At 42.7% G+C, this 26,415-nt stretch carries 22 protein-coding genes and 1 pseudogene; 18 read left to right on the top strand and 5 right to left on the bottom strand.

What is annotated here, in order from left to right; translation table 11 throughout:
* The 13 genes and pseudogenes from SPUTW3181_RS01815 to SPUTW3181_RS01875 all read left to right on the top strand — a co-directional run bounded on the left by SPUTW3181_RS01815 (position 1) and on the right by SPUTW3181_RS01875 (position 13,253).
* A complete protein-coding gene (locus SPUTW3181_RS01815; protein ID WP_011787744.1) occupies positions 1-1,284 on the top strand; it encodes a TolC family protein in 1,284 nt (427 codons plus the stop codon).
* Between the two features lie 8 nt (positions 1,285-1,292).
* Positions 1,293-2,537, top strand: a complete 1,245-nt coding sequence (locus tag SPUTW3181_RS01820) for an efflux RND transporter periplasmic adaptor subunit (RefSeq protein WP_011787745.1) — start codon at positions 1,293-1,295, stop codon at positions 2,535-2,537.
* A gap of 11 nt (positions 2,538-2,548) precedes the next feature.
* Entirely contained in the window at positions 2,549-5,692 is a 3,144-nt protein-coding gene (locus SPUTW3181_RS01825) for an efflux RND transporter permease subunit (protein ID WP_011787746.1), read from the top strand.
* Positions 5,682-6,377 (top strand): HupE/UreJ family protein, encoded by a 696-nt coding sequence (locus SPUTW3181_RS01830; RefSeq protein WP_011787747.1) that lies wholly within the window; start codon positions 5,682-5,684, stop codon positions 6,375-6,377. The genes SPUTW3181_RS01825 and SPUTW3181_RS01830 overlap by 11 nt, the downstream gene beginning before the upstream one ends.
* Positions 6,378-6,396: 19 nt before the next feature.
* Positions 6,397-6,927 (top strand): hypothetical protein, encoded by a 531-nt coding sequence (locus tag SPUTW3181_RS01835; RefSeq protein ID WP_011787748.1) that lies wholly within the window; start codon positions 6,397-6,399, stop codon positions 6,925-6,927.
* Positions 6,928-6,952: 25 nt separating this feature from the next.
* Positions 6,953-7,285, top strand: coding sequence for a DUF6488 family protein (locus SPUTW3181_RS01840; RefSeq protein ID WP_011787749.1), 333 nt, complete (start codon positions 6,953-6,955; stop codon positions 7,283-7,285).
* 538 nt (positions 7,286-7,823) lie between these two features.
* The gene (locus SPUTW3181_RS21815; RefSeq protein ID WP_157037386.1) at positions 7,824-7,979 is read left to right on the top strand and encodes a hypothetical protein; all 156 of its coding nucleotides are present in this window, start codon (positions 7,824-7,826) and stop codon (positions 7,977-7,979) included.
* Between the two features lie 2 nt (positions 7,980-7,981).
* Positions 7,982-8,713, top strand: coding sequence for a hypothetical protein (locus tag SPUTW3181_RS01845; RefSeq protein ID WP_011787750.1), 732 nt, complete (start codon positions 7,982-7,984; stop codon positions 8,711-8,713).
* Positions 8,714-9,193: 480 nt separating this feature from the next.
* The gene (locus SPUTW3181_RS01850; protein ID WP_041407892.1) at positions 9,194-9,499 is read left to right on the top strand and encodes a hypothetical protein; all 306 of its coding nucleotides are present in this window, start codon (positions 9,194-9,196) and stop codon (positions 9,497-9,499) included.
* Positions 9,500-9,543: 44 nt separating this feature from the next.
* Positions 9,544-10,726, top strand: a pseudogene (locus tag SPUTW3181_RS01860) (IS3 family transposase).
* A 74-nt stretch (positions 10,727-10,800) separates the two neighbouring features.
* The gene (locus SPUTW3181_RS01865) at positions 10,801-11,349 is read left to right on the top strand and encodes a hypothetical protein (protein WP_011787755.1); all 549 of its coding nucleotides are present in this window, start codon (positions 10,801-10,803) and stop codon (positions 11,347-11,349) included.
* Entirely contained in the window at positions 11,336-11,590 is a 255-nt protein-coding gene (locus tag SPUTW3181_RS01870) for an ABC-three component system middle component 6 (RefSeq protein ID WP_041407895.1), read from the top strand. Before SPUTW3181_RS01865 ends, SPUTW3181_RS01870 begins: the two co-directional genes overlap by 14 nt.
* Positions 11,559-13,253 (top strand): hypothetical protein, encoded by a 1,695-nt coding sequence (locus SPUTW3181_RS01875; RefSeq protein ID WP_011787756.1) that lies wholly within the window; start codon positions 11,559-11,561, stop codon positions 13,251-13,253. Before SPUTW3181_RS01870 ends, SPUTW3181_RS01875 begins: the two co-directional genes overlap by 32 nt.
* Positions 13,254-13,608: 355 nt before the next feature.
* Here SPUTW3181_RS01875 and SPUTW3181_RS01880 read toward each other — a convergent pair whose 3' ends face one another.
* Positions 13,609-15,219: an IS1634-like element ISSpu7 family transposase gene (locus tag SPUTW3181_RS01880; RefSeq protein WP_011787758.1), complete on the bottom strand. Its 1,611-nt coding sequence runs from the start codon at positions 15,217-15,219 to the stop codon at positions 13,609-13,611.
* 233 nt (positions 15,220-15,452) lie between these two features.
* On the opposite strand from SPUTW3181_RS01880, the gene SPUTW3181_RS01885 reads away from it, so the two are divergent.
* A complete protein-coding gene (locus SPUTW3181_RS01885) occupies positions 15,453-15,656 on the top strand; it encodes a hypothetical protein (protein ID WP_011787759.1) in 204 nt (67 codons plus the stop codon).
* 107 nt (positions 15,657-15,763) lie between these two features.
* Complete coding sequence (locus tag SPUTW3181_RS01890) at positions 15,764-16,426, top strand: hypothetical protein (RefSeq protein ID WP_011787760.1); 663 nt, start codon at positions 15,764-15,766, stop codon at positions 16,424-16,426.
* Positions 16,427-16,664: 238 nt separating this feature from the next.
* Here the strand turns inward: SPUTW3181_RS01890 and SPUTW3181_RS01895 are convergent, their stop codons facing one another.
* Positions 16,665-17,570 (bottom strand): hypothetical protein, encoded by a 906-nt coding sequence (locus SPUTW3181_RS01895; protein ID WP_011787761.1) that lies wholly within the window; start codon positions 17,568-17,570, stop codon positions 16,665-16,667.
* Positions 17,571-18,576: 1,006 nt separating this feature from the next.
* Here SPUTW3181_RS01895 and argA point away from each other — a divergent pair.
* Together argA and SPUTW3181_RS01905 are read left to right on the top strand one after the other, a co-directional pair.
* Complete coding sequence (gene argA, locus SPUTW3181_RS01900; protein WP_011787762.1) at positions 18,577-19,896, top strand: amino-acid N-acetyltransferase; 1,320 nt, start codon at positions 18,577-18,579, stop codon at positions 19,894-19,896.
* A 115-nt stretch (positions 19,897-20,011) separates the two neighbouring features.
* Complete coding sequence (locus tag SPUTW3181_RS01905; RefSeq protein WP_011787763.1) at positions 20,012-20,530, top strand: PH domain-containing protein; 519 nt, start codon at positions 20,012-20,014, stop codon at positions 20,528-20,530.
* A gap of 46 nt (positions 20,531-20,576) precedes the next feature.
* Here the strand turns inward: SPUTW3181_RS01905 and rarD are convergent, their stop codons facing one another.
* Entirely contained in the window at positions 20,577-21,461 is an 885-nt protein-coding gene (gene rarD / locus SPUTW3181_RS01910) for an EamA family transporter RarD (RefSeq protein ID WP_011787764.1), read from the bottom strand.
* A gap of 192 nt (positions 21,462-21,653) precedes the next feature.
* Positions 21,654-22,118 (bottom strand): thioesterase family protein, encoded by a 465-nt coding sequence (locus SPUTW3181_RS01915; RefSeq protein ID WP_011787765.1) that lies wholly within the window; start codon positions 22,116-22,118, stop codon positions 21,654-21,656.
* 296 nt (positions 22,119-22,414) lie between these two features.
* On the opposite strand from SPUTW3181_RS01915, the gene recQ reads away from it, so the two are divergent.
* Positions 22,415-24,238, top strand: a complete 1,824-nt coding sequence (gene recQ, locus SPUTW3181_RS01920; protein ID WP_011787766.1) for a DNA helicase RecQ — start codon at positions 22,415-22,417, stop codon at positions 24,236-24,238.
* Here recQ and SPUTW3181_RS01925 read toward each other — a convergent pair.
* Complete coding sequence (locus SPUTW3181_RS01925) at positions 24,220-25,998, bottom strand: diguanylate cyclase domain-containing protein (RefSeq protein ID WP_011787767.1); 1,779 nt, start codon at positions 25,996-25,998, stop codon at positions 24,220-24,222. The two genes, recQ and SPUTW3181_RS01925, sit on opposite strands and share 19 nt — an antisense overlap.
* Positions 25,999-26,415 lie beyond the last annotated feature (417 nt).

Genomic DNA, 26,415 nt, shown 5'->3' on the forward strand with positions numbered 1-26,415 from the left:
ATGAAAGCTATTCTTTGTAAACGCACAGCCAAAAAACCGATAGGCCATCGGTTTTCTGCTGCATTGATAGGAATGAGTATTATCCTGTCGGTATCCGCAGCGACAGATGAAAACCCACAAAAAATCAGTTTATCTGATGCGGTTACCATGACTCTCACTCATCATCCTGATTTACAAGCTTTTGTATCGCAGCAGCGAGTCTGGGAGGGGCGTATTCAGCAAGCGAGTGTCGGTGAACGCCCAGAAATTGGGCTGATGATTGAGGATGCGTTAGGCACAGGGGAACACAGTGCATTGAAAAGTATGCAATCTACGCTCACCTTCTCATGGTTGCTGCAACAGGATTTAATTGATAGTCGTGTTAACACGGCAAAAACAGAAGCCACTAAACTGGCCATAGAGAAGCAAATCAAGGCGCTCGATTTGTCTTCACAGGTGGCTAAGCACTTTATCGATATACTGGTTAAACAGGAGCGCCTTAAGCTCAATGTGATGGCAAAGGCTCAGGCTGAGAACGTTGTTGGTACGATTGCCAAGCGGGTGCAAGTAGGTAAAAGTTCGGCGGTTGAAATGCAGTTGGCAAAGGCTGAATTTATCCGCCGAGGACTGGCGGTCGAAGATATCGAACACGAGCTGCAAGCGAGCCAGTATCAACTAGCCTCTTTTTGGGGAAAGCCTCAAGCATCATATTATTTCAACGGTGATCTGCTGGACATGCCAACTGTGCCGTCGGTTGACAGTCAGCTTACCCTGCTAAAGCAGAATCCGCGTTTTCAACAGTTTGCCAGTGCTCAGCGTATTGCTCAGTCACAAATGGAACTGGCACGAATTGAAGCCAAACCCCAGTGGCAATTTACCGCTGGGGTCCGTCGTTATGAGGCAAGCGATGACTTTGGTTTAGTGGCAGGCGTCTCTATCCCTTGGGGCACAAGTGACCGTAATGCAGGGACAATCGCAGCCCTCCACGCTCAGCAGGATGTGTTGGCCAACGAACAAAGCGCATTAATGCAAGCTCAAGATGCTCAACTCTATGTACTGCTACAGGAAATGGCACACTCTGCGCATGTGATAGATACAGTGCGCAACAGCATAGTGCCCACCCTCGAAAAAGCCCTGTCAGAGGCAAGCAATGCTTTTGATAAAGGTCAACTCAGTTACAACCAATACAATGATGTGTATCGGGAATTACTCAGTGCTCAATATCAGTTGCTGGATGCCTTTGAAAGCCTGCATTTGCAACACATCGAAATTCAACGCCTGACGGGTACGTCCATTTCTCAGTGAGATTACTTATGAAAAATAACCACATCCTTTCGTCACTGAGTTTGGCGATACTGCTCAGTATGGGTATGAACGCCGTCATCCCAACACCTGTAATGGCTTCCTCAGCCCCTGTTGCTGAGCAGGCTGAGCCAGAAAAAGGTCCGCATCGTGGACGTATGCTGCGTGAGGGGAATTTTGCTTTAGAGCTGTCCATTTTTGAAACGGGTGTCCCTCCAGAGTTTCGAGTGTGGTTGACCTATGAAGGGAAACCACTAGATCCCAAAACTGTTGATTTGAGCGTTAAATTGACTCGCTTAGGCAATGTCGTGGATGACATTCGCTTTAACGCGCAAGGGGATTTCCTCCGTGGTGATATGGAGATCTATGAACCCCATTCGTTTGTGGTCACGATTGAGGCTAAATACCAAGGTAAAACGTACCTTTGGCAGTATGACAACTTTGAAGGTCGCACCACGATAGAGCAAGCCGTCGCCACCGCGATGGATATTCAAACCGATATTGCAGGTCCAGCCACTTTGCACCAAACAATCCCTGCCTATGGCACATTGGCGCTACCGGTAGAGTCGCAGCGTGCCATCGCCGCTCGCTTTGAAGGAGAAATTACGCAGTTGTATGTTGGACTGGGTGACAGGGTAAAAAAAGGCCAACCCTTGTTAACCATAGAAAGTAACGAAAGTTTGAAGCCATATCAAATCAAAGCGCCATCCGATGGCGTAGTCACCCAGCAGTTCGCTAACAGTGGCGAGCAAACCCTTGGCCGTTCGTTGCTGACGCTCACCGATAACAGTCATTATATCGCTAAACTGGCGGTATACCCCATTGATTATCAAAAGGTTAGCATCGGTGCTGCCGTCACTTTGCAGATAGAGGGCTCGGATGAGACTTATCAAGGTACTGTTTCATTTATCGAGCCCCAAGTGCGTGATGATCAAGCCCGTATCGTGTGGGTAAAACTTGCTAATGAAAAGGGAGCGTTTACCTCCGGCAGTTTTGTTCACGCCAAGATTGAAGTGGCCACCATTGAGGTGTCTTTGGCGGTTAAACGAATTGGATTGCAAGGGTTTCGTGATTTCACCGTAGTGTTTGCCAAAGTCGGTGAGCAATATGAAGTGCGTATGCTGGAGCTAGGCCGTCAAGGCGGTGAATGGGTTGAGGTACTGGGCGGTTTGAAACCTGGCACTGAATACGTCACCGAAAATAGCTATATCTTAAAAGCCGACATTGAAAAGTCTGGCGCATCCCACGATCACTAGGAGTGTAAGTCATGTTGGAATCGATTTTACGCATTTCGATAAAGCGAAAATTCCTAGTGCTGGTGATGGTATTAGCTTTAGCCGGATTAGGCATATGGAACTTCACTAAATTGCCGATTGATGCGGTGCCGGACATCACCAATGTGCAGGTGATGATCAACACCGAAGCCCCAGGTTATACCCCGCTTGAGATTGAGCAACGGGTCACCTTTCCCTTGGAAACCGCTTTGGCAGGTTTACCTGGGCTAACTTACACACGTTCCGTTTCTCGCTATGGCTTGTCTCAAGTGGTTGCCATATTCAGTGACGACACGGATGTGTATTTTGCCCGCCAGCTCGTGAACGAACGATTATCCGCAGCCCGTGCTGAATTGCCTGTAGGACTTGAGCCGCAGCTTGGGCCTATTGCGACAGGCTTAGGTGAAATCTTTATGTTTACGGTGGATGCATTGCCTGATGCCACCCACGCCGATGGTTCGCCGATCACCCCAATGGATTTACGCACTGTGCACGATTGGACGATTAGACCGCAGTTGATGCGAGTGCCCGGCGTTGTTGAAGTGAATCCTATTGGTGGTTTTGAACGTGAAATTTTAGTGGCTTTCAAACCAGAAAAACTTTTGGCCTTTGGCTTAACCCAAGCGGATGTTGTCGATGCCATTGCTAAAAATAATCAAAATCAAGGTGCGGGTTTTATTGAGCAAAACGGCGCGCAGTGGCTACTGAGAATGCCCGGTCAGGCAGAGGATATGGCCACGATTGGCAATATCCCGCTGAAATCGGCCAATGGATCAGCCTTGACCATCAAAGATGTGGCAGAGATTGAAAATGGCCAAGGTCTACGAAACGGTGCCGCCACGCAGAATGGCCGTGAAGTGGTTATGAGTACCGTGTTTATGTTAATTGGTGAAAATAGCCGCACCGTAGCCCATGCCGTGGGCGAAAAGCTCACAGAAATCAATGCGACTTTACCAGAAGGGATTGTGGCCACTGCCGTATATGACCGCACCACCTTGGTAGATAAAACGTTACAGACAGTACAAACCAATCTACTTGAAGGCGCAATTCTGGTGATCGTGGTGTTGTTTGTCTTGCTAGGAAACTTTCGGGCGGCATTTTTAACCGCATTAGTCATCCCTTTTGCCATGTTGATGACCATTACGGGCATGGTGCAGACTCGTGTTAGTGCTAACTTGATGAGCTTAGGGGCTCTGGACTTTGGTTTATTAGTGGATGGCGCGATCATCATTGTTGAAAATTGCCTGAGGCGTTTAAGTCAGGCGGGGGATGATCCCTTACCATTAAAAGAACGTTTAGAACTCGTCTTTGAGGCCACTCGCGAGGTTATTCGCCCGGCACTGTTTGGTGTCTTTATCATAACGGCGGTCTATTTGCCGATTTTTGCGCTGGAAGGCGTGGAAGGCAAAATGTTCCATCCAATGGCCATTACAGTGGTGATTGCACTGTTAAGTGCAATGCTGCTTTCCGTCACCTTTGTTCCTGCAATGGTTGCACTGCTGTTTAAAAAACCGGTGAAAGAGAAACACAGTCCACTTATTCGTGGCGCAGTGTTCTTATATCGCCCGGCCTTAAGTTGGGTTATTAAAGGGCGCTGGATGGTTGTCATCGCTGCCACGCTGTTAGTGGCAATCTTTGGTTATCAGGCGACGAAATTAGGCAGTGAATTCGCACCTAATCTAGATGAAGGGGATATTGCTATGCACGCCCTTCGAATTCCGGGAACCTCGCTGAGTCAGGCAATCGCCCTGCAGGAAACACTGGAAGATAAAATTAAACAAATGCCAGAAGTTGAGCGGGTGTTTGCCAAAATCGGTACGGCTGATGTCGCTACCGATGCGGTTCCTCCCAGCGTGGCGGATAACTTCATTATCTTAAAACCACGTGAGCAGTGGCCCAATCCTAACAAATCTAAAGCACAAATCGTCGAAGAACTTGCTGCTCTAGTCGCCCCCATTCCGGGTAATCGTTATGAATTCTTGCAACCCATTCAGATGCGTTTCAATGAACTGCTGGCAGGGGTAAGGGCAGAACTTGCCATCAAAGTGTTTGGTGATGATTTTGATACGCTCACAGCACTGGGTGCAGAAATTGAGTCCGCTATCGCTCAAGTCGAAGGCGTTGCAGATATTCAGGTTGAGCAGAGCACGGGGCTAACGATGCTGAACATCATTCCTAATCGTCAAAAGCTGATGCAGCATGGTATCAGTATCATGGAGGTGCAATCTCAGGTTGCAACCGCGATGGGAGGGACTGTGGCGGGTAAATTCTACCAAGGGGATGTGCGTTCAGATATCGTGGTGCGTCTTGATGAGTCGCGTAGGCAGAACATCGATGCGCTCAGTTATCTACCAATTACGTTGCCTGGCGGTCAAAGCATTCCACTTCAAGAATTAGCCTCCTTAGAGCTGGTTTCTGGTGCTAACCAAATAAACCGTGAAAACGGTAAACGCCGAATGGTCGTTACTGCTAACGTACGTGGACGAGATTTAGGCAGCTTTGTCGCCGATATTCAGACTGTTATTGGTGAAAAAGTAGCAATTCCCGCAGGTTATTGGCTGGAGTACGGTGGCACCTATCAGAAACTGCAATCGGCTTCAAAACGCCTCAGTATTGTGGTGCCTGTTACCTTGTTGATGATTATCGGGTTGCTGATGTTGGCGCTTAACTCCTTTAAAGACGCAATGATTATCTTTACTGGTGTGCCTCTGGCGTTAACTGGTGGGATTGCGGCGCTGTTGCTGCGCGATATTCCGTTCTCAATTTCGGCCGCGGTTGGCTTTATTGCATTATCGGGCATTGCGATTTTAAACGGTCTGGTAATGGTGTCCTTTATCCGCCAATTGCGTAAAGAAGGGATGGGACTCGATAGCGCCATTTTTGAAGGGGCACTTACAAGGCTGCGTCCGGTCATAACCACCGCATTAGTCGCCTCGCTTGGCTTTATTCCGATGGCCCTCAATACCGGTATTGGTTCTGAAGTGCAACGGCCACTGGCTACCGTAGTGATTGGCGGCATTATCTCCTCTACGCTATTAACGCTATTTCTTATCCCCGCGCTATATCGAATTTTACACAAAGAAAAGGAGTCTATTTTGACTGAAGTAGAAGCAATGGAGTTAGTTGATGCCAAATAAGCTATTAAAAATCAGCCTATTCCTCTTAATTGGACTGTTAGGTTTTATCAGTGTCGATGTATTGGCCCATGGGGTCGATGACAATACCCGAGCCTTTTTAGAACAAAACCAAGGGGTGCAATTTATTCCGTTTTTGTATATCGGGGCTAAGCATATGATCACCGGATACGACCACTTACTATTTTTAGTGGGGGTGATCTTCTTTTTGTACCGCAGCAAAGATGTGTTGTTGTATGTCACCATGTTTACTATTGGTCACAGCACAACGTTGTTACTTGGCGTTATGACTGATGTTCAGGTCAATGCGTATTTGATCGATGCCATTATCGGCGTATCAGTGATCTACAAAGGTTTTGATAACTTAGGTGGATTTAAGCGCTGCTTTAATTGGCAACCCAATACCCAAATGGCGGTGTTGATCTTTGGTTTGTTCCATGGCTTTGGACTGGCAACCAAATTACAGGAATTTGAACTGTCACAGGAAGGCCTGTTTACCAATTTATTGGCATTTAACATCGGGGTGGAGATCGGGCAATTTGCTGCGTTGGCCTTTATTTTGATAGTGATTAACGCTTGGCGTCACTTTCCTTCATTTCAGCGATTTTCAACGCTCACAAACACGGCACTCATGAGTGCCGGGATCATGCTGATGGGCTATCAGCTTACTGGTTATTTTGTAAATTAACTAATAAAAAGAGAAGATTATGCAACACACTGTGAGTTCAACCACTTTAGTCAAAGCCAGTATTTCCGCAACTGTCATTGCGGCCGTTGCTCTGGTGACTTTTATCCTTCCTGCCGAGTACAACATTGACCCGACAGGCGTAGGCCAAAAATTGGGATTAACGACACTTGCACAAGCCGCTGAAGCCGAAGGTGTGGTTTCAACGCAGGGCTTAGGTGAGAAAAACAGCCAAGAATTTCAAACGATTGAAGTGGTTGTTCCCGCTGGTCGAGGCGTCGAATATAAGTTTGCTATGCCACAGTATGCCAAAATGACCTATGAATGGTTAACTGATGGCGACGCTTTGTATTTTGACCTCCATGGTGAACCAGAGGGAGATACTACAGGTTATTTTGAGAGTTACACCATAGCAACATCAAACGAAATGAAAGGGAGCTTTACGGCACCTTTCGCGGGTTCCCATGGTTGGTATTGGAAAAATAAATCGGATAAACCGATAGCCGTACAGCTACTGGTTAAAGGGCAGTATGACGTCATTGGCCTTAAATAATAATTGACATAATTTGGAGAATGCTATGAAAAAATTGATAACAGTTGTCGCCCTATGTGGCCTATTAATGAATGGTAGTGCTTTAGCCCATGCTGATCATGGTGTGATTAGTGGGCAAGGTGCAATAAAGGTTGCCGCTAAGTCACTCAATCAAATGACATTTAAAGACTTTGGTTTTGAGGTAGGTAAATTAGATGGCTCATGGAAAGAGGTACCTGAATCACAATTATCCATTGTGACCTTTGAAGGTAATTTTTATGTAATAAGCGCTGTTAACCCCACCACTAAAAAACAGGTCTTTCTGAAAATCGCCAGTAACGGTGAATTATTGGAAGTTAAAGATACAAACAAGTTCTAATATCCCGATATGATGCTGTCTAGTACGCATTAGACAGTGCCATAGATATCCCTCTTGAATATATATTTTCACTTATTGTTAGATCGAGCATTGCCATACTTTTGGTAATTCGAATCTGTGGAATTAGAGTTAAAATTCTAACGCGGAAATGTCCAAAAATGAGCCATTGAATCACTCTAAGACAGAGTGATTCAACGAATCAGACTTGGCTAGTCTGATTCATGCATACAATCCTGCCATTTTTCGCTTGCGCTATTTTTCATTATTTGATGCTTTCGCTCCTTAAATACGATTACAGTGAGTAATCGTAATGCTTTAATTGGATTAAGGTGGGTGATTATTGCTCATCATCGTGAACTAACTTGGTATTGCTGTGAACTAACTTTGTTTTTAATTGCTATTTAATTAGACAGTAAAAACATAAGTTTAAAGGATTTAAATCATTTTTACTTTCTAGAAAGACATTGCGTCCAGTTATAGACATCTTTAATCATTTACTCAATGATGCACTTATTGGGGACACTTAGAGGTTTATATCATGGGCATAGTTTTGAAATATCTTGATGAGTTTATAACTCTTCTTGAGAGGCTAGCAAAGATTCATAAGGAACTGATTTTATTATTAATAACAGTAATTGCATTGGTCAGTGGATATGGTGTTGAGTTTATTGGTTCAATATTAGGAAAACTCTAAATATGCCAACTTTACTGTGGGTTAAAATGCCTTCGGATTGGCTTGGTAAAGGAATACTTCGTGAACACTTTAGTTCACGAAGAGAGAAAGATATTTCCGGTGAAATTTCAGCACTAAAAATTTATATCTGTTTGTGCTTATATAGTGACCGAAAAATGATTCCGTACCCGCCAATATTACAGGTTCACTTGAAAGTGTTGAGGGAAAGGGAGTTGATTGGGTCTAGTTTGACGTATGATCAACTTTCAGAATACTGCTCTTTAAGTCGGGTTTTAGTGTCAAGGGGCCTTAAGAAGTTAATCTCTTGCGGCTTAATTCATAAACAAGGTACTACAAGGAAGGTAGTATATGAGATTGTAGGCTTATCAATTTCAGGATGGTGTAAGTTACCTTGCCGAGCGTTATTAGGTCCAAACGGTCGTGTGGTTTCCTTTACAGGGTTGAAGAATCGATACCCATCAGAAAGAGATGCGTTAAAGTTGTTTCTCTATCTTTTGTCTATACGCCAAAATAGCCTCAGTGAAGTATCAGTCTCCAGAGGGAAAATATCTCAAACTACAGGACTAAGTGTATACGATATCGATTCTTCTATAGGAGTGTTACGAGCAATAGAACTTATTGAAGATGTAAAAAGTTTGGGGTACAAAATGAACACAAGTTCTCTTCCTCAAGAAAGTGATAGGCTCGCTCAGTACTTAGTTAAAGGAGGTAAAAGTTTAAACCTAAAAAAATAATATTTTGATGGTTTACTCTAGCTGTATAAAGACAATCTAAAAGATGAGCGTACTAATCTAGATAAAGATTCGGACATTAAAATTGAGCCCGCGAATCACTCTACCCCAGAGTGATTCAACGAATCAGACTTGCCTAGTCTGGTTCACGTGCTAAAACCCAGCGCATTTTTGCGCTGGCTTCGGGCTAGCGCGCTTTGGTTCAAACTCGTGTCAGGCCGATCAGTTCTGGCACGTTTATGCCCCAAAACAACTCAGCTCTTTAGCTCTATAAAGTCTTGGTTGTTCGTTTACCGATATTTTTGCTAATGATTGCAGATATTCTGGGGAATTAGTGAGCACTACCGATTGCTCTCACCTCCCTATAAGATTGTCGAACATTAGATGTTAAAACCATTGATTAAAAACACAAATGTATAACTTCAACCTGTTAAATTGGCGAAAAACCCTATAGAATTTAATTATTTATCGATAGGAAAGTATATGCATGAGTTTTTAGCTTGGTATACCAGTCCTCTAGGGACGACAATTGCTTGGTTTTGCACGGTTGTTGGTTTCATTTTTTCGCTATCACAACGAAACGAAAAGAAGAAGCTTAAAGTTCAGTGTGAAAGCTATCAAGCCAGTAACTATGAATTTAAGGTTAAGTGCGAAAAGCTTGAAGCGAATAACTACGAACTACAACAGCAGATTATTAGCATCAAAAACAACAGCACCCATGACAACCAACAAGATGTCAAGCAAGAAGGTACTACCAACTGTAGTGGCACACTGAATTTGGCCACCTAATAAGAAATGTTATGATCTCATTCATAGCAAATTTAGGTGACAAAATGAATAAAAGTAAACGTGCTCGATATAGCGCAGCGATTAAACTCGAAACTGCCCAATTAGTCATTGACCAAGGCTATACACAAGAAGCGGCTGCCAAAGCCATGAACGTAGGTAAATCAACGGTCAGTAAGTGGGTAACGCAACTTCAGGTTGAACGCAAAGGGCTTACTCCTAAAGCCTCACCCATGACGCCTGAGCAGATTGAGATTAGGGCACTTAAACGTGAAATTGAGCGCATAAATCTCGAGAAAGAAATCTTAAAAAAGGCTACTGCTCTATTGATGTCGGACTCGCTGAACAATTCTCGATAATCGAGGAGCTCAATGAGAGCAGTAAATACCCTATTTCAGTGTTATGCCATGCATTTAACGTGAACCGCAGTAGTTACCGTTATTGGGTGAGTCATGAGCATATTGTGACGTCAGAGCAGCGACGTTTAGAATGTGAAATCAAAGCGCTACATGCACAAAGTAACCAGTCTGCTGGTGCGAGAAACATTGCCACTATTGCTTCTGAACGGGGTTTTGCACTAAGTCGTTATCGGGCCACTAGGCTAATGAAAAAGCTAGGATTAGTCAGTTGCCAACAACCTAAACATCACTACAAGAAGACTGGGAAGGAGCATGTCACTATCCCCAATATACTCGAACGACAATTTGCAGTGGTTGAACCAAACACCGTCTGGTGTGGCGATGTCACTTACATTTGGGCGGGTAATCGCTGGTGTTATTTAGCGGTTGTGCTGGACTTATTTTCCAGAAAAGCGGTGGGTTGGGCAATGTCATTTTCACCAGATACTGAGTTAACAGCAAAGCACTGGAAATGGCATTTGAATCACGGGGTAAGCCTAAAAACCTGATATTTCACTCAGACCAAGGCAGTCATTACACTAGCCTTAAATACCGTCAACGGCTGTGGAAATATCAAATAACCCAGAGCATGAGTCGCCGAGGTAACTGCTGGGATAATGCGCCAATGGAGCGATTTTTCAGGAGTTTAAAAACGGAATGGGTGCCAACGCAAGGCTATAAGAGTTTTATTGAAGCTAAACAAGATGTGACTGATTATATTATTGGCTATTACAGCCAAGTCAGGCCACATCATTATAATGCAGGATTAAGCCCAAATGAATCAGAGCGAAGATTTTGGGAAGATTCTAAAGCCGTGGCCAAATTTAGTTGACCACTTCAAACATCAATACAGGTGTATTGAATGGTAACTTCAATCTCAATCAATGAGATAGGTAAAGTAAAGGTATGACAGGAACGTTAGTTCAAATCCAAGAGGTGAACGGTGACTTCAATAACTCGGAGCCACCAGAGTCTAAGGTTGACTCTATCATCAATGACGTCATTAGCGAGCTCTCACAAGTTCAAGTTACTATAGACATCAAGGATCGTACATTTCCCTCTAAAGTCTCTAAGAAGATCAAACATAATCAGTTGAGGAACAATAGAAGCATTGTTCTAAAGTACAAGAGCTATTCATCACATATTGAGTCTGCGTATGGTACGGTTGAGAAGAACATTGTTAATGGTAAACAAACGGCTTTGCTGATTCTTCATGATATGTATGAAAAAGCACTACATAAGTTCAACATCGATGTTTGGGAACCTGACATGGACGCTATTAAGCAACATGCAGACGGAATAATAGATGATATCAGAACTCAACTAACAAAATTCCTGTACAAGTCTTCAAACATCAATTTCACCAAAGAACAGATGGCTCTTGGAGTTGACATAGTAATTGCTCATGCTTTTGTTGAGTGTTACGTGTTGGAGAACCCTAATGATACTGACTAAAGGTGCTAATCCAGAAATCAACGTTGTCTATATTGGAGCATTCGTAATAAAACGACTTCAAGAGTCAAGAGGTCGTAAAATGAAGATTACTCGCCTAATGAAGCTGGGAGAAAGTGAGCTTTCTATTTCCATCGACCATATGATCCTAACTCTTGACTGGCTATACACTATTTCTGCTATTAAACAAAATAACAATGAGGTTTCCATCAATGAAACTGCTCAAATTAACGACAAAGGTTGATGGATGTATAATTCGAGAGATCGAATTCAAAGATACTCTAAATATCATCACCAATAAGAGAGATTCGAGTTTATCAGGTAACCAGATCGGTAAGTCTGTGCCTGGTCGTATCATCGATTTCTTGTTAGACGGTTCTATTGGCCCTATTTATATTGATGAAGAATTCGACACAGCTGAACCGCACATTCATAAGTTATTTAATGAACACAATGTGACCTGTACCCTTGCGTATATTGGGTTGGACGGTAACATCGCTGAGATCAAACGAAACCTTGCCATTGAAAGTACTGACAGATCTTATTATGTTAACGATGAAGTTAAGAGCAAAAAAGAGTACAACAATCATATATTGAATACTATGTTCAATGTATATTCTGACAAGCCTACCCTTAGAAAGCTAGCTCCAAAGTTTCTGAGAACAGATACTCATCGAATGACAAAGACAGTCAAGTTCAATGATGATAAGTTTAAGATATCTCAAGCAGATAGAAATACTCTGTTCTTGTACCTATTTAACTTTGGTGATACTGAAATTCTGAGTGCAATTCAGAGTATTAAAACCTTCCTTAGTAACTATGATAATAAGTTAAAATCATTTAATGGCATTATAAAGGATGATAAAATCCTTAGTACTATTAATAGCACTCAAAAAGAGCTCCGAAAGCTAGAAAGATCACTACTACTGAGCGAAAACAATATAGATAAGCTAGCGATAATCGGTGAAATTAATCACATCGATAATGAACAAAATAAATTATCTAACCAGATTCTATCGTTAGATCTAAAAGTAAATAATATAAAGAAGACTCAAAAACTACTTGAAAGCAACAAAAACCATCAACTACTTAGTGAACTCGAGACTATCTATGGCTATGCATCTGTTAAGCTAGGGGCTGTTATTAATGACTATGATAATGTGCTTAAATTTCATAATTATTTGGTCGAGACGAAAACAGAATTTGTTACTGATGGTCTTGATAAGCTTGAAGATCAACTTCTTGATAATACTCTTAAACTCAAGGCTTTAGAGCAAAATAAATCTTCGCTTTACCATGAACTGAAGTCTAAGAAGAAAATTGAAGAGATCTCAGAGTCCGTCAAGACTATTGGTGAGCTAAATAAAACGCTAATTGAGCTAAATGCTATTGTCGAGAAGAAGAATAGTATAGAAGACAGATTAAAAAAAGAGACTGAAAGACTAGAAGGGCTTTCAGGAAGGCTCGCTGCTGAACTTCAAAACGTTCACATATTCGAAACCGAGTTTAAAAAACACTTTAAGGCTTACACCAATACCTTCTATGGGGTCGAATATAACTTCAATCTGAACTTAGATGCTACAAATGGCAATTGCCAACCAACTGTAGATGATATCCAGTCAAACAATGATGGAGGATTGAAACGTCTTGAAGTAATCACTTTTGACTTGTCCTATATAAAAACAGTTGATTCACTTGGTCTTAAAAGACCAACGTTTGTTGTACACGACTCTATAGACGAAGTTGACATTAAGCATATACGTCAATTGTTCGATGAGTCGATAAAACTGTCTGGCCAGCAGGTCGTATCGATGTTGGTGAGTCAACTCGAAGATAATGATTATGAGAAGTACAAAAATTATATAGTTCTAGAGCTATCTCAGGAGGACAAGTATTTCAAAGTCTAGGTTAATGTATAGAAAGTCTTGTTTTTTTGCTTTGTATATTTCCCCATACTTGAAGTAATCCATCGATAGTTAATTTAGTAAGGCCGATAACTCATTCCTGTCCAAAAATGAGTAGATGAATCAGATTTACCTCGTTTGGTTCATATGCAGAAGCTAACCTTTTTAGTTTGTTGTGAGCCAACTCGCATTCGCACTAATGAAATGTAAGGCAATAATAATGAAGCTAGAAACTCAGGTAACTGGAAATATAGGAATGTATTACGCGTGCTATAAGCTTTCTTGCATGGGTTGGAATGTTATGCCAACAGCAAGAAATGCTAGAGGCATAGACATTATCCGACATTCCGCAGCTAATTTAGGAATAAACTACCTCATAGAATCTACCGAGTAATTTGAGTAGTTGTGTTTGGTGATCTTGAAGTCCAGTGATGAACCTTTGGCCGTTAATCTCTAGCGTATCTATGCCTTCGAATTGCAAGAAGACCCAACGTGCCGTCGGTCTGGAGGTCGTCTTGTTCTTTACCATACTTGGGAAGAACGCTTCGGTTTGTGCGAGTTGTTCTCTGATTTTGTGTTCTAAACTAGCGTAAACAAGCAAGCTCAACGTCATTATCATTAGCAACGCTTCAATGCGCTCAGGCTTTTTCAAGAAGATGGAAGAGGTTAAAAACTCAGGGCTTTTTAGAAAACGGAAGCCGCGCTCGACTTTTTGTTGCGATTTGTAATGTGCTAGAAGAGCCGCCATGGTGAGTGCTTCATTGTCGGTGTCATTCGTCGCGAGGATAAACATGCCTACTTTGAGCTTAGCCAGTTTTACTTTTTCTAGGTCGGTGAAGGGGGCGGCTTCGATAAAGTATTGGTATCCTGTCGGTGCTTCATCTGTCTTTGGGCGGCCCGAATGAGAGTAAGTCGGCTGTTTGATGAGAGTGCCTTGTTCAAACCCAAGTAAGTCACATTGTTTCTTGAAATCGTTAAACGCTAATTCTGCGTCAACTTCACAAGCGAATGGTTTTTTACTTAGCTTTTCCAACGCTTTGATTTCTTTTGCTATGTTTTTCTCTAAGTTCTTGAAGAAAGTGATTTCTTCCCGCTTGGTGGCCTGTTCACTGTGAACGAGCAACCAACGTTGATTGACCTTTCCGTAATCCGAGTCTATCCAACATCCTGAGTAGCCATGACCGATAGTGCTTAATTGCTCTGGCTCTAGCGCAAGTAGTGCTTGTTTTGCGAGCTTGATGGTCATGGGGACACGGGTAATGAATTTTTGATTTTGCTCATCTAGCGAGGAGATGCTTTCTTCGGTGTACAAAGCGGCATCAGCGATAAAGTAACGACTATTTTGCGCGGCTTTTAGGCAATGTATGTGTCTTTTAGTGACTTCAGCGAATGCCTTGGCATCATTGGTGTTACCACTCAGTGCTTGCATGTAAACAGGAATACCTGCTTGGTTTTCACAGATGAGTTCAAGCACGACTTGGTTAAGCTCTGGCCTATGATCCCGACTATAACCTCTTACAAGCTTAATCACGTTGGTGTTTTCATCTTGTGCATACTCACCATCAACGTGGAAGCTAGTGATATCAAGATGAACAGAATCGGTCGTCAAGCCCAGTTTATCAACAACACGCTCAGCAATAACCTGATAGAGCGCTGAGACATCGGCTTCGTATAGAGCATCTAATGTGCGGCCTAGTACATCATCAGTCAGGTGGTGTGCTTCAATGTCTTTGGCGAGTAGCTTAGATACAGGCTTGGTCTTAAAAAAGTCCGAGAACATGTGCAGTGTTCTGCTATGAAAGCCAAGTCCATTTAGGAGCATGGCCAATACCGCGTCACCATGAGAAACATTGTGGTCAGAATATTTTGGGATAACGGCATCTATCATCCGTGGCAGGCCAATTTCGTGACAAAAGGCGGCAATGAGACCAAGGTGATCTAAGCGTTTAATAACAGGATGGGTAGACATATTTTGAGACCGTCAAATAGCAGTAATAGATCAAAACTGTCGATCGCGGTCAAGATGGTGTCGTAGTTTTTATGAAAAGCTGATCGCCAGATCACACTATTTAAATTCTGGAATTAGCTGCGGAATGACGGATTATTGCTTACAACAAATCAGGTACCAAATTTATTGGAGTTCAGGTCAAATCACTTACCAAAAGAAATCCAGTACCACTAGGAAATTCTCTTGAAAAAATTATGGGAGATTTTTGGCTAATAATAAACAATGTTGGTAAGGAACCAAATGTTTTTGTAATGTTTCCTGAGGAAATTAGAAACTTAGCTCATCGTGGCGAGAAAAATGGGATTGTTTCATATTGGTTGCAGCCAACATCATATGACTCTTCAAATTTTAAAGAAGCCTGGCATAGAATTGGCTTTGGGCATGAGCATCAAGAATAAAATGCGTTTAAGAGCTATTCCGAAACGCTTGCCAGATTCGCTTCGTAGTATGGTAAGCATTGCGTCATACCTTAGTGTTTCGTTATTTTTTACAAGGAGATATGAAAATGTCGAGTGATAACTTATTGATGAAAAAACAGCAAATAGATCCGTTTTCAGCGTCATTTTCATCCTTGTTAGTAATTGTATTTTCTAAAAGTAATTCGAAAAACTTTCCTTTAGCACTGAACATTGCTCAAGGAGCAGAAAAATTCGTAGAGACCACAGTGTCAGGAAAAACAACATATAGCGTTTGTTTTGGTGGCAATCAGGTAGATGCAGCAAGGGCAATCGCATTTTTAGACTATGCAGCTTCTTGGAAAGGAGTCCAAATTTTCTCACAAGGAAAATTAATTCCATCAAGTTATCATATTGTTGAAGTTCTGAATTGCTACCTGAAATCACAATCTTGTAGGGATTATAAAGCTCATTGCCAAACCGTCATTGATGATCCATTTAATACCGAAATTGAAAAAATTGGTGGTATCGCATTTGTAATAAAAATCACAGAGACGCCAACTATTAAGCAAGAAATAGAAATAGACCGGTATGCATTTCCTTGTAAACATATATTCCATAGATTTAGGTTTCAATGTGATCATCCTTCTTGTCCAGAAGATCAAATTCAAGCTAAAGCTGTTGACCTAGGTTGTGATTGGTGTCCAAATTTTGATGCTGATAGCTGGAAAAAAATTGGTACCAAAACGGTATTGAAAGAGTTTTTTGAGTAAATAAAGGCAAACGTGACTGCTACGCAGTCCCATAAGTAAAAGTTAATCCATCAAAATTGTTATCCGAAACTCACTACCAAAGTTGAACTTCTAACAAGTTTCTGTCAAAAGTGAGCCATTTAATTACTCTACTGCAGGCTTTGCCTAGTCTGGTTCACAAGCTAGCATATGCAATATTATGGTAAGGCAGTGGCTATATTCAGTTGGTCACGACATCATTTTTGAATAAATGAATCAATCACTTATTGCAAGTAGTGCTCATGTCTTTGAAGGTTGATATGTAGTTTTCTAGTTTTCTCGCGAAAGTATAAGGAATTTCTTCCGTGTCTATTTGGCTATCATTATCATCAAAGTTACAGACAAAGAAGAATCGCACTTTCTGCGGTGCTTGAGCTTTTTCCTTGATATCAGCTACGATAGAGTGAAACTGAGTTAGCTTATCTTCACAGGAGTTGTATAGTTGCAAAAACAACTTGTTAGCTACATCTCTATAATTTTTAATGTGGGGCATTAAATCAAACATGTCTTCCATTCTATTAAGCGCCTCCAAGCCATGAGTTTTCCACTCATATCCCCCTTTAAGAAGCTTATTTTTTGCAATTGATACAGTTAAAACAGGTTGCTCACCTGAAATATAATCGATAGCTAATTTATTAGACGGTATTCCGTAATGCTGCGCATAGTTCCTTAATTCATAACAAAACCTGTAACTAACACTTGCCTTGTGCAGTTGCTTTCTTAGGCATTCGAATTCTTGGTACTCTTCCGAATTTTCTCCGAATTGATCTTTAACTAATTGCCTAGCTTTTAATAAAAATAAACTTTGTGAGGTAAGTATATTGAGTAGGCATCGATTTAACTCCACCATCAATTCAATGGCTTGGTCATATGGGTCGAGGGTAATTAATGGCTTGCTTGATTGTAAGTCCAACTCTCGTTGAGCACGATCTACAATATTATCAAGTTCTTCATAATTTGAGCTCACTACCTTATGTATTAGATACAGAGGATATAAGAAATCAGTTAATATATGACTATTGTCGTCATAGACTCTCGAAACGTCCTTACTAATTGCAGCTTTTGCAACATGAAAATCTACATTACCGTCGTCTTTAGAAGTAACAAAGGCTAGTTTTCTACTCATTTTATTCCTTTAATAATATAGGCTTACCATTCAATCTACCAAAAAAGTGAGGTCAGTGTTCTTTTCGACGCTTAACTAACAGTCAGAAAGTCTCATGTCTCCATAAATTTGTGAGAGCCTTAGGGCCAGTTCTTGTACTTGGTAAGACAAAAGAGGGCGTAAGAGATTATGGTTTTAAAATAAATTTTCGTACTTTGTCTAATCCAAAACAGATTAACTAGATTCAATACTCTAACGCAATTATGTCCAAAAGCGTGCTTCGTATTTCTTTAAAACTTACAGACCACGCTAATGCTAAACAGGTGAGCCATGGTGATTAGCGAGACGACCGTCCGCCCCATGGATGGAGCGGTCGAGCATCCAAGGAAGGACTTGCTGCGTGTCGTTGAGCAAATATCATGGTTCGCCCTTAAATATGGTCTGCATTCAATAACCAAGCAATGATATTCGTCTTCCAATATTTAACGCTCTTTTGTCCCAAAGTGAGTTATCTCGGATGATGTAGCGTTCATTTTGGTTTGTCATACATCTAATCTGTAGCAAAGCTAAAAATTTAGATGAGCACTGTTCCTATTTGATCTAACTTTTTTCTCTCGACTCACTTCTGTTAAGAACAAAAAATAAGTTAAAAGTTAGATGACTTTGATGAAAATTAGATAATTGGCCCACAAGCCCCGCCAGCATTGGCTTTACTAACTTTCAAATCTAACTTTTAGTTACATGTATTTTTTTTTGCGTTTTTTTTAGTGGTTCGTCATCAAGTTGAGATTATTTCCTCGCAAACTTAAGCTGCTGAATCATCTCCTGTGAAGTTAAAAAATTGTGAATACTCGCGGAAAATATAAAATAGTGCGGTTATAAGCACTTTAATTCATTAAAACTGTATTTTAGTGAGAATAAATTCTTTATATGTGAATTAAAATGCAATACCATACGCGAAAATTAGCGATTCACTCTTGGCGCGTCATCGTGATGCTGCCAGCACAAAATGAGGTGTAAATAACGCGTGCGTACCACTGAACTGGTTGATGGATTTCGTCATTCTGCCCCCTATGTTAATGCTCACAGAGGTAAAACTTTTGTGGTCATGCTGGGTGGTGAAGCTTTGGCTCAAAATCAATTCCGCGCCATCTTAAATGATGTCGCCCTGCTGCACAGTTTAGGGATTAAAGTGGTGTTGGTATATGGCGCTCGGCCGCAGATTGATGCTGCATTGGCCGCCAACGGTATTGCGCCTGCCTACCACGAAGGTGTGCGTATCACCGATGAAGATTCGCTCAAAGTGATCAAGCAAGTGGCGGGTGCACTGCAATTTGATATCACGGCGCGTTTATCCATGAGTTTAAGTAATACGCCGATGCAAGGTGCGCAAATTAACTTAGTGAGCGGCAACTTTGTGATTGCTCAACCACTGGGTGTGGATAATGGTGTGGATTTTTGCTTGAGTGGCAAAGTGCGTCGTATCGATGTGCAAGGCTTAAAACGTCAGTTAGATAATCACTGCATCGTATTGATGGGGCCGATTGCGGCTTCGGTTACTGGTGAAAGTTTTAATCTCACCGCTGAGGAAATCGCGACTCAAGTGGCGATTAAGCTTAAAGCCGACAAGATGATAGGTTTTAGCTCACAGAACGGTATTCTCGATCGTAACGGCGATGTGATTGCCGAGCTGATGCCAAATGATGCGCAAAACATTATGAACAAGCTGGCCGAACAAGGTTCTGCCTGTGTGGGCACTATGGCCTTCTTGAAGGCGAGTATTGATGCCTGTCGTAATGGCGTGCCGCGTTGTCATTTAGTGAGTTATCTTGAAGATGGCGCCTTACTGCAAGAATTGTTTTCCCGTGAAGGCATAGGCACGCAAATAGTGACCGAGAGTGCCGAGCGTTTACGCCGTGCTTCTATCGCCGATATTGGTGGCGTATTGAACCTTATTCGCCCATTGGAAGAGCAAGGTATTCTGGTGCGTCGCAGCCGTGAGCAGCTCGAGATTGAAATCGAACAGTTTATGCTGATTGAACGTGATGGCTTAGTGATTGGCTGTGCCGCGCTTTACCCTTTTGAAGAGGATAATGCCGGGGAGTTTGCTTGTCTTGTGGTACATCCTGATTATCGTGATGCCGACAGAGGTAGCCTACTGCTGAAGAATATTATTGGCCAGGCTCGTAGCCGTGGTTATTCCCGTTTGTTTGCATTGACGACTCGCAGCATTCACTGGTTTTTAGAACATGGCTTTGTGATTGAAGATGTTGATGCATTGCCGCAGAAGAAAAAGCAGTTGTATAACTATCAACGCCGCTCAAAAATTCTCGCACTCGATCTCTAAGTTATTCAACATTCAACGAATGCCAGCCTAGTACTCATATTAGCGCTGGCATTTTTATTGACATAATATGTCTTTGTTGGCAGATTAAGGCTTCACTGCACGGGAGATGCTGCCAATGAGCCCTCAATTTTTTGAACTCGCCCCTTTAACCCAAACCTCTATCTTCAGCTTTATCGTCTTATTGCTCGGGATCGTAGGTATCTTGCTGATGTTGTGGCTAAAAAACATGCCTAAAATAGCAAAATCCGCGAGTTTAGGCATATTGCTGGTGATGATGGGCGGATTTTCTTGGGTCTTTTATCAATCCAATAGCGCCGAATTAGTGTTAACCGATACAGAGCTCACATTGGATGTTCCCTTCTATAAAGTGCAGTTATCCCGCGCGGATTTATTACCTGCCGAGGCGCGCATAGTCGATTTGCAGCAAGAGGCAGATTTAACACCGAGCTTTAAAACGAATGGTATAGGTATGCCTGGATTTCAATTAGGTTGGTTTAACTTACAGGGGAAGACTAAAGCATTTTTGGCGATAACAGATAAATCGCAGTTAGTGTTAGTGCCAACGACTAAAGGCTACAGTTTATTACTGACAGTACCACAAGGGAGTGAGTTTTTAGCACAGTTACAGAAGTAATCATCAGTCATCACTTCTGCCACTGTGTTTATTGGCGTGATAATGTTTACGCTGGTTTGCGTTTATAGGCCATATCTAAGGTGAAGACTAACAGCGCGCTCCAGATAAAACCGAAGGTCACGCCTTTTTCGGCATCGAAGGGCTCATTGAACAGACTCACCGCGAGGATAAACATAATACTCGGGCCAATATATTGGAAAAAGCCGAGCATAGACAATGGAATACGTACCGCTGCCCCTGCAAAACAGAGCAAAGGAATCGTGGTGACTATCCCAGCAGCCATTAACATCAGATTCAATTGCCAATCGTTAGTCAGCATGCTCGCCGTGGCCGTGTCTAAGGTTGCGACGAGATAAACCAGTGCAACCGGTAATAGCACTGCGGTTTCGACTAATAAGCCTGCTTTGGCATCTACATTGACCTTTTTTCGCAGCAGTGCATAAAAGCCAAAAGTGCCAGCGAGTGCCAGTGAGACGATGGGAATTGAGCCAAAAGAGATTAACTGGATCAATACGCCAGCACTGGCGAGTGCGACCGCGAACCATTGTAATTTACGCAGCCTCTCACCTAGAAATAGCATACCGAGCAAGACGTTAAGTAGAGGGTTGATGAAGTAGCCTAGGCTGGCATCGAGCATGTGGTCGTTATTTACCGCCCAGATAAATAGTAGCCAGTTTCCCGCGATCAGGATGGAGGTAATGACGAGGACGATAAGCTGCTTAGGCTGTTTAAACAGTAAGCGTAAACGAGAAAAACCGCCGATAAATTGCATAATGATCAGCATAAATACGAATGACCAAATCACCCGATGAAGCAAAATTTCGGTGGCGGAAACATGGTTGAGTAATTTGAAATATAAAGGCGCAAAACCCCACATACAGTAAGCACTGACGGCAAGTAGGATCCCTTTGCGGTATTCACGATCTGGCATGAGACATCTTCGAAGAACAACAAGGTGGCGATTGTAGGTGTGTCTGACCGCTGACTCAAGGGCATCGCCGCGTTCTTTTCGTTACAGAATATCTCTGCCAGAGATTGAATGGACGATTAAAGTCATCATCAAGATGTTTACCTTAGTCCGTTTTGAACCATAAGACAGCAATAAACATCTAGAGTTAATCTCCTAACCAACCATATAAGTCCCTGTTCCAAAAGCGATATGCGTACCTTGCTCATTATGCAGTTCCATGCGGCATACTGAAACTCGATTACCCGCACGAATGACGCTGCCCGTACCCGTGAAGGTGAGACCGCGTCCTGGCCGCAGATAATCGATGCGCATATCAATCGTCCCTAAAGTTTGGAGGCGTTGTTGTAATTCTTCAATCGTCCAATCTTCACGGCTGGCGACCAGTCCTGCAAATGCGGTGAGTCCGCCGACCACATCCAGTACTGTAGCTGTGACACCGCCGTGGAGGATCTGTTGATGGATATTGCCAATAAGTTCTGGTTTCATATTAATGACCACTTCGACACCGTCGACATCGTAGCGTTTAATATCGAGCCCGAGCAGATTATGAAAAGGGACATGTTGATCAAAGACTTCTGCCACTCGGCTTAATATTTCGGCTTGGATTGGGTTTGTCATGGTTTCTGGTCCTTGTCACTTAGTGACTGCATTAGGAGTGACTGCATTAGGCGTAATTGGATTTGTTATCAACACTTAGATTAGGAAAGTGCGGCTTAGAGCAATTAATCTACAGTGAACCTCACTACGAATGCAACTGTGCCACTAATGCTAAGTGCTCAGGCTAAGTGACTCAGGCGACGTGACTCTGATGAGGCCATGGCGGATTTTAAAGTACTTTAAATTCCCGCTGAATCCTGCATTTTGAGGTCGTTTGGGTATAGAATAGGCCCCCTCACTTTTGACATAGAAGATCCATGGAAAAGCTCGTACTCGACACGCATGATGATCCGCTCTCGCAACGCTTAGCACAGGTGTTTGGTTACCGTGACTTTAGGGACGGTCAGCGGGAGGTGATAGAACGTATCTGCGGCGGGCAAGATTGTTTAGTGATCATGCCAACGGGCGGCGGTAAGAGTCTGTGTTATCAGTTACCCGCTTTGATGATGAATGGCATCACTATTGTCGTCTCCCCATTGATTTCTTTGATGAAAGATCAAGTCGATAGCTTATTGCAAACCGGTGTTGCTGCGGCTTATCTGAATTCTTCTTTGCCGCGAGAGCAGAGTGCCGAAGTATTAAGGCAGCTACGCCACGGTGAGTTAAAACTACTTTATGTGTCACCTGAGCGCCTATTAACCGCTGATTTTATTGAGCGTATGCAGTCGCTGCAGCTGGCGATGTTTGCCATCGACGAGGCGCACTGTATTAGTCAGTGGGGCCATGATTTTCGCCCTGAATATGCAGCACTCGGCCAGTTAAAACAACTCTTCCCCTATGTGCCTATGATGGCGCTGACTGCAACAGCAGATCAGGCAACGCGCCAAAGTATTTGTGAGCGTTTAGGTATTGATCCTTACCGACTATTATCGAGTTTTGATAGGCCGAATATTCGCTATACAGTGGCCGAAAAACTCAATGCCGCTAACCAGTTACGACATTTTCTACTACAACAAAATGGTAGCAGTGGGATTATTTATTGCAGCAGTCGTCGCCGTGTCGATGAAGTGGCCGACCGTTTATGTCTGCAAGGTTTTAATGCCAAGGCCTATCATGCGGGAATGACGCAGGAAGACCGCGGTGCAGTACAGGACAGTTTCCTTAAAGATCAAATTGATATCGTCGTTGCGACCGTGGCGTTTGGTATGGGGATCAATAAGTCGAATGTGCGTTTTGTGGTGCATTACGATATCCCGAAAAGTATCGAAGCCTATTATCAGGAAACGGGCCGAGCAGGCCGTGATGGGCTCGATGCCGAAGCTTTTATGTTGTTCGATCCCGCCGATATTGGTCGGGTCAGACATTTGATTGAACAGTCTGAACCTGGGCCGCAGCAGCAGGTCGAATTCCACAAACTCAATACCATGGCGGCCTTTGCTGAGGCGCAAACCTGCCGCCGCCAAGTGCTGCTGCATTACTTTGATGAAAGTGCATTAGAACCCTGTGGTAACTGCGATATTTGCCTCGATCCGCCTAAGCGCTATAACGGCACCGAAGATGCGCAAAAGGTGCTGTCGTGTATTTATCGACTAGGACAGCGATTTGGTATCAATCACTTAATTGAAGTGTTACGCGGTTCGAAAGGCGCACCGATAGTCGATCGAGGGCATGACAAACTCACGACTTGGGGGATTGGTAAAGATAAAAGCCATGAATATTGGCTGAGTGTGATCCGTCAACTCATTCATCTGGGATTAGCAAGCCAAGATGTGACTCGTGGCTCCTCTATTACCTTAAACCCATCGGCACGACCTGTGCTCAAAGGGGAGGTGGCGTTAATGCTTGCTGAACCGCGTATTCAGTTAACAACCACAAAACGTAAGGCGAGTCAGTCTAAAGCACCGCTTAATTATGACCGTAAGTTATTTGCGCGGCTAAAATTGTTGCGAAGAACCATTGCCGAACAGCAGGACGTGCCGCCATATTTAGTGTTTAACGATGCGACACTCGCAGAAATGGCGGCCATGATGCCAACGAGTGCGGGTGAAATGCTCGCTGTTAACGGGGTTGGCGAGCGTAAACTCAGCCGTTTTGGTGACGATTTCCTTGATGAGATTGCAGCTTATTTAGCTGGAGAGTGATTATCCTGACTATTTTCACTGATCTTAATCTTACCTAATTGATTGATGCCAGCGCGCTTAATCAGAGATTCTAAAGTGTCAAACTGCTGCAATGCGGCAATGCCAATATAAACTCTATTCGACCCCTGCCAAGGTTGAATCGCTGCCGTTAACTGATTGACAACACGCTGCGCCCCCATCGCTGAGGTATGGGGTAATACAATTACTATTTCATCCATGGAATAGCGGATGAGTTTATCGTGCTCACGTAATTTATGTTGTAGCTCATCTTGCAGTGGTGGCAGGTCCACTTGACGGATCTGGCTGGCATTAAAGAGCAGTAGTGCCAGGGGATAGTTGCCTTGTTTTGCGCTGTTTAGTGCCGATTCCAATTGTTGTATTGGGGATAATGACTGGCTGTCATTATCCGTTGCTGGGGCGCGATTATTTTGTTTATCAATAAAATACCAAATAGCACCGCCCAGTATTGTCATCGCAAGTAAAAAAAGAGTGCTATATGCCCAATCTAGATTGAGTTCATCAAGGATGTTAGGATTTTGCGTGTTAGGCGCAGTTTCCTGCGGTAAATCTTGTTGATTGATGCGTGCTTTGAACTGCAATATACGAGTATTGTTCATCGCTTCATTTGCGAATTCTGAAGCCTGATGACGTTTTAGTAGAAAGTCATATGCCTGTTTAAAATCTCCTTTATCTACGTAATAGTCACTTAATATTCGGTAGAATTCTTTTAAATCTGAGTATTGCTTTAAACTTTCTCCCTGTTCAATTGCGGATTGCATTAGGGTTAATGCTGCCTCATCTTGAGATTGGGCGAAACGGATCTGTGCCAAGAGACGAGTAGAGCGCATCACGGCAACGAGCTGGTTTTGTTTTTGAAAGCTATTGATACTGATGGAAATATATTCTTCGGCTGTATCTATACGTCCTTTATCTAAGGAGATAGAGGCCAAAATTGCATAGCTGTAAGCGAGTTCTAAGGGGGAGCCTATTTCAGGAAGTAAGGCTTTTGCTTGTTTTTCGAGTTGGTCACTATAATCAAATTCTTGATTATCGAATGCAATACGTGAGGCATTACGAAGAATGACATGCAGTACTTTTCCTTTTGCATCAGAACTTTGCAGCGCTAAATTGGTGTAATACATGGCCTGTGGAAAATCATGGGTGGCATAGAGTAAATTACCCATAGCGGCATATATGTAAGCCTGCGGCGGCCAAATCCAGTTTTGTGTTTGGCTATGAATATCAGGATAAATATCAATCGCAAGTCGTAAATCTTCGATGGCCGATGAGAAGTTGTCTGTGTCTGTATCGAGTTGTCCTCGTAATCTTAAACTATCAATTAAAGACTGAGGTTGTTGGTAGCGTCTAGCGAGTGTAATGGCTGAGTCGAGTAACGGCAGAGCATTCTGGATATTATTGTTATTAAGGTGTGCTTCGGCTTGGCATGTTAAAAAGTAGGGACGAGCTTGATCGAGTTTCAGTCGTTTAGCTTTTGCTTCACCCAACTGGGCGAGATTAATCGCGGCTTTATTTTCCCCTAATTGCAGCAAGTTTTGGCACTTCAAAATACTGAGACGGAGCTGATCAATGTCTGATGCTTTTTCCGTTACGGGTTGTTTTTCAAGGGTTGCTATTTGATTAAAGGCTTTAGTCGGATATTGGTAGATGATTTCGGTCAATTCATCGAGTTGACTGTTAGCACAGGCATTAAGAGTAACAAGCCATAAGAGCATGCTCAGTGCCAAGACGCGAAAATCCATTTTGTGCTCCATAGAATGCGTAAACTCTATTATCCATAATCAGTGAGGCTGGATTATAACTTTTCTTAATCATTTTTTGCATAAAAAACTATTTTTTCTAAGTGAGATAAATTAACACATCTGAATGATTTCTGAACCCAAACAGCGGGTTAATTCTGTGGGAGCGATCACTAATTGAAGGATAAAACTCGCAATTACTTGGCTGATGACAAGTCAAATCAGTAGAACATGAAAAAATTGGGGTTGACACTATCGGCTAGGCAAGTTAAATATTAACCGTCCTCAATAATTCAAACAGAATAAATATACAGATTAAATGAATATTATTAGCCGCAAACTCGACCTCCTCCTCTCTCTCCTCGCGGTTTATACGCGGAGGTCTTAGTGTTGCACGCTCGATAAAGAGGCAAAGCATTC

The sequence above is a fragment of the Shewanella sp. W3-18-1 genome (genome assembly GCF_000015185.1).
In the GTDB taxonomy this organism is placed as follows: Bacteria; Pseudomonadota; Gammaproteobacteria; order Enterobacterales; family Shewanellaceae; genus Shewanella; species Shewanella putrefaciens.

Bases quoted from the DNA above. Each gene is read 5' to 3' on its own strand.
- rarD (WP_011787764.1), bottom strand. From the start codon at position 21,461: ATGCCAGATCGTGAATACCGCAAAGGGATCCTACTTGCCGTCAGTGCT.
- SPUTW3181_RS01885 (WP_011787759.1), top strand. From the start codon at position 15,453: ATGGGAGATTTTTGGCTAATAATAAACAATGTTGGTAAGGAACCAAAT.
- SPUTW3181_RS01845 (WP_011787750.1), top strand. From the start codon at position 7,982: ATGCCAACTTTACTGTGGGTTAAAATGCCTTCGGATTGGCTTGGTAAA.
- SPUTW3181_RS01870 (WP_041407895.1), top strand. From the start codon at position 11,336: ATGATACTGACTAAAGGTGCTAATCCAGAAATCAACGTTGTCTATATT.
- SPUTW3181_RS01880 (WP_011787758.1), bottom strand. From the start codon at position 15,219: ATGTCTACCCATCCTGTTATTAAACGCTTAGATCACCTTGGTCTCATT.
- recQ (WP_011787766.1), top strand. From the start codon at position 22,415: ATGGAAAAGCTCGTACTCGACACGCATGATGATCCGCTCTCGCAACGC.
- SPUTW3181_RS01820 (WP_011787745.1), top strand. From the start codon at position 1,293: ATGAAAAATAACCACATCCTTTCGTCACTGAGTTTGGCGATACTGCTC.
- SPUTW3181_RS01925 (WP_011787767.1), bottom strand. From the start codon at position 25,998: ATGGATTTTCGCGTCTTGGCACTGAGCATGCTCTTATGGCTTGTTACT.
- SPUTW3181_RS01850 (WP_041407892.1), top strand. From the start codon at position 9,194: ATGCATGAGTTTTTAGCTTGGTATACCAGTCCTCTAGGGACGACAATT.
- SPUTW3181_RS01890 (WP_011787760.1), top strand. From the start codon at position 15,764: ATGTCGAGTGATAACTTATTGATGAAAAAACAGCAAATAGATCCGTTT.
- SPUTW3181_RS01865 (WP_011787755.1), top strand. From the start codon at position 10,801: ATGACAGGAACGTTAGTTCAAATCCAAGAGGTGAACGGTGACTTCAAT.
- SPUTW3181_RS01835 (WP_011787748.1), top strand. From the start codon at position 6,397: ATGCAACACACTGTGAGTTCAACCACTTTAGTCAAAGCCAGTATTTCC.
- SPUTW3181_RS01915 (WP_011787765.1), bottom strand. From the start codon at position 22,118: ATGACAAACCCAATCCAAGCCGAAATATTAAGCCGAGTGGCAGAAGTC.
- SPUTW3181_RS01905 (WP_011787763.1), top strand. From the start codon at position 20,012: ATGAGCCCTCAATTTTTTGAACTCGCCCCTTTAACCCAAACCTCTATC.
- SPUTW3181_RS01895 (WP_011787761.1), bottom strand. From the start codon at position 17,570: ATGAGTAGAAAACTAGCCTTTGTTACTTCTAAAGACGACGGTAATGTA.
- SPUTW3181_RS21815 (WP_157037386.1), top strand. From the start codon at position 7,824: ATGGGCATAGTTTTGAAATATCTTGATGAGTTTATAACTCTTCTTGAG.
- SPUTW3181_RS01875 (WP_011787756.1), top strand. From the start codon at position 11,559: ATGAAACTGCTCAAATTAACGACAAAGGTTGATGGATGTATAATTCGA.
- SPUTW3181_RS01815 (WP_011787744.1), top strand. From the start codon at position 1: ATGAAAGCTATTCTTTGTAAACGCACAGCCAAAAAACCGATAGGCCAT.
- SPUTW3181_RS01830 (WP_011787747.1), top strand. From the start codon at position 5,682: ATGCCAAATAAGCTATTAAAAATCAGCCTATTCCTCTTAATTGGACTG.
- SPUTW3181_RS01840 (WP_011787749.1), top strand. From the start codon at position 6,953: ATGAAAAAATTGATAACAGTTGTCGCCCTATGTGGCCTATTAATGAAT.
- SPUTW3181_RS01825 (WP_011787746.1), top strand. From the start codon at position 2,549: ATGTTGGAATCGATTTTACGCATTTCGATAAAGCGAAAATTCCTAGTG.